The sequence below is a fragment of the Blastococcus sp. SYSU D00813 genome (genome assembly GCF_054050735.1).
Genome location: NZ_JBJGZX010000074.1, coordinates 1 through 2,445, shown reverse-complemented (window position 1 = coordinate 2,445; position 2,445 = coordinate 1). Strand labels below are relative to the sequence as shown.

The 2,445-nt window shown below is 76.5% G+C and carries 3 protein-coding genes; 1 reads left to right on the top strand and 2 read right to left on the bottom strand.

Annotated features, from left to right (window positions below; all coding sequences use genetic code 11):
• Window positions 1–42: 42 nt before the first annotated feature.
• Window positions 43–1,065 (bottom strand): 1-aminocyclopropane-1-carboxylate deaminase, encoded by a 1,023-nt coding sequence (locus ACI8AX_RS23580; protein ID WP_456552308.1) that lies wholly within the window; start codon window positions 1,063–1,065, stop codon window positions 43–45.
• Window positions 1,062–1,709, bottom strand: coding sequence for a GntR family transcriptional regulator (locus tag ACI8AX_RS23575; RefSeq protein WP_456552307.1), 648 nt, complete (start codon window positions 1,707–1,709; stop codon window positions 1,062–1,064). Before ACI8AX_RS23575 ends, ACI8AX_RS23580 begins: the two co-directional genes overlap by 4 nt.
• Before the next feature lie 146 nt (window positions 1,710–1,855).
• Between ACI8AX_RS23575 and ACI8AX_RS23570 the strand changes: the two genes are divergently transcribed.
• Window positions 1,856–2,293: a rhodanese-like domain-containing protein gene (locus ACI8AX_RS23570; protein WP_456552306.1), complete on the top strand. Its 438-nt coding sequence runs from the start codon at window positions 1,856–1,858 to the stop codon at window positions 2,291–2,293.
• Window positions 2,294–2,445 lie beyond the last annotated feature (152 nt).

Below are 2,445 nucleotides of genomic sequence, written 5' to 3'. Positions count from 1 at the left end.
GTCGCTCGAGTGCGGTTCCCGCACTCGAGCGACTCCGACACCTCAGGAGAAGAGGGCGCTGTAGCCGTTGAGGGCGGGCTGGCCGCCGAGGTGGGCGTACAGCACGGTGGAGGACGGGTCGATCTCGCCGCGGCCGACGAGGTCGATCGTCGCCGCCATCGACTTCCCCTCGTAGACGGGGTCGGTGACCATGCCCTCGGTGCGGGCCGCGGTCTCCATCGCGCGGATCGTCGTCTCGTCGGGGATGCCGTAGACGCCGGCGTGGTAGCGCTCGTCGAGCTCGACGTCGTCGAGGGTGAGCTCCCGCTGCACGCCGATCGCCCGCGCCGTCCGCTGGGCGATGCGCAGCACCTGGTCGCGGGTCTCGGCCGGCTTGGCGCTCGCGTCGACGCCCAGCACCCGGCGCGGCCGGCCACCCTGCTCCTCCAGCTGCGCGAACCCGGCCACCATCCCGGCCTGGGTGGAGCCGGTCACCGAGCAGACGACGACGGTGTCGAAGAAGACGCCGAGCTCGGCCTCCTGCGCCGCGACCTCGTGCGCCCAGTTGGCGAAGCCGAGCCCGCCGAGCGGGTGGTCGCTGGCCCCGGCCGGGATCGCGTAGGGCTTGCCGCCGCGCTCGGTGATCTCGGCCAGGGCGGCCTCCCAGCTCTCCTTGAACCCGATGCCGAAACCGGCCTTCACCAGCCGGACGTCGGCGCCGGCCAGGCGGCTGATCAGGATGTTGCCGACCTTGTCGTAGACGGCGTCGGGCCAGTCGACCCAGCTCTCCTGCACCAGCACGCAGGACAGGCCCAGGTGCGCGGCGACCGCGGCGACCTGGCGGGTGTGGTTGCTCTGCACGCCGCCGATCGAGACGAGCGTGTCGCAGCCCTGGGCGAGGGCGTCGGCGACCAGGTACTCGAGCTTGCGGGTCTTGTTGCCGCCGAAGGCGATGCCGGAGTTCACGTCCTCGCGCTTGGCCCAGACCGCGGCGCCGCCCAGGTGCGCGGTGAGCCGGTCGAGGCGGTGCACCGGCGACGGGCCGAACAGCAGCGGGTGGCGGGGGAAGTCGGCCAGGGTGGTCATGCGGTCTCCTCGGAGAGCTCGGACAGCAGCGCCGTCCAGATCTCGGTCGTGGTGGCGACGGCGGCGTCGACGTCGGGGGCCGCGCAGGCGGCGATGAGGCGGTCGTGCAGGACGACGCTGTGCCGGCCTTCGGCTGCGAAGCGGCGGCGCTCGAGCCGGCGGATCGCCGGGGTGAACCGGTCGACGGTGGCCGCGGCGGCCCGGTTGCCGGCCCGGTCGACGAGGACGGCGTGCAGGGCGTCGTCGGCGGCCAGGGCGGCGTCGACGTCCCCCCGTTCCACGGCGGCGGCGAAGTCGGCGTTGGCCGCGCGCATCCGCGCGACGTCGTCCCCGGTCAGCCGCGGGACGGCCTCCCGGACGGCCAACTCGTGCATCACCCGGACGACGGCGGCCGCGTCCCGCACCGCGGCGACGTCGAGCGGGGTGACGCGGGTGTGGCTCTGCGGCTTGGCCTCGACCAGGCCCTCGTCGGCCAGGCGGGTCAGTGCGGCGCGCACGGGCGCGACCGACAGGCCGAGGCGGGCGGCCAGCTCGGCGTCCTTCACCACCGCGCCGGGGGCCAGCTCGCCGCTGACGATCGCCTCGCGCAGCCGGGTCAGGGCGACGTCGCGCAGCAGCACGCGGCCGACCGGGGCGAGGGACACAACTGATATCTCAGATGTCAGAACCCCGGCCGTCAACCCGCTCGAGGCCTTTCGCGCGCGAGAGTGCGCCGCGGTTGGCAGGAACGGTGCGGACGGCGACGGTGCGGCCACTGGGCGGCGGCGCGGCCGGGCGCCAGCATCACCCCATGGACTGGAGCACCGACCCCGCCGACGCCGCCGCGCACTTCGCCCGCCGCCTCGCGGTGGAGACCGACGTGAGCGACGTGCACGCCGCCCTGGAGTCCGGCACACCCGGGTTCGTGCTGCTCGACAGCCGCAGCCCCGAGGCGTGGGCGCAGGGACACGTGCCGGGCGCGGTGCACCTGCCCGGCCCGGAGATCGCAGTGCGGGCGGCGGAGCTGGACCGGTCCGTCCCGGTCGTCACCTACTGCTGGGGACCGGCCTGCAACGGCGCCACCCGCGCCGCCCTCGCACTGGCCCGGCAGGGCTTCCGGGTGCGGGAGATGATCGGCGGCTTCGAGTACTGGGCGCGCGAGGGGCTGCCCGTGGAGACGGCGGACGGCGTGCACCGCCCCGCCGTCGACCCGCTCACCGCGCCGGCCGGGGCCACCTGCGGCTGTTGAGCGGAGGGGGGGGGGGGGGGGGGGGGGGGGGGGGGGGGGGGGGGGGGGGGGGGGGGGGGGGGGGGGGGGGGGGGGGGGCGGCGGGCGGGGGGGGGGGGGGGGGGGGGGCGGGGGGGGGGGGGGGGGGGGGGGCGCGGGCGCGGGGGTGGGGG

Coding starts and splice junctions, on each gene's coding strand:
- ACI8AX_RS23580 (WP_456552308.1), bottom strand. CDS start 1,065: ATGACCACCCTGGCCGACTTCCCCCGCCACCCGCTGCTGTTCGGCCCG.
- ACI8AX_RS23570 (WP_456552306.1), top strand. CDS start 1,856: ATGGACTGGAGCACCGACCCCGCCGACGCCGCCGCGCACTTCGCCCGC.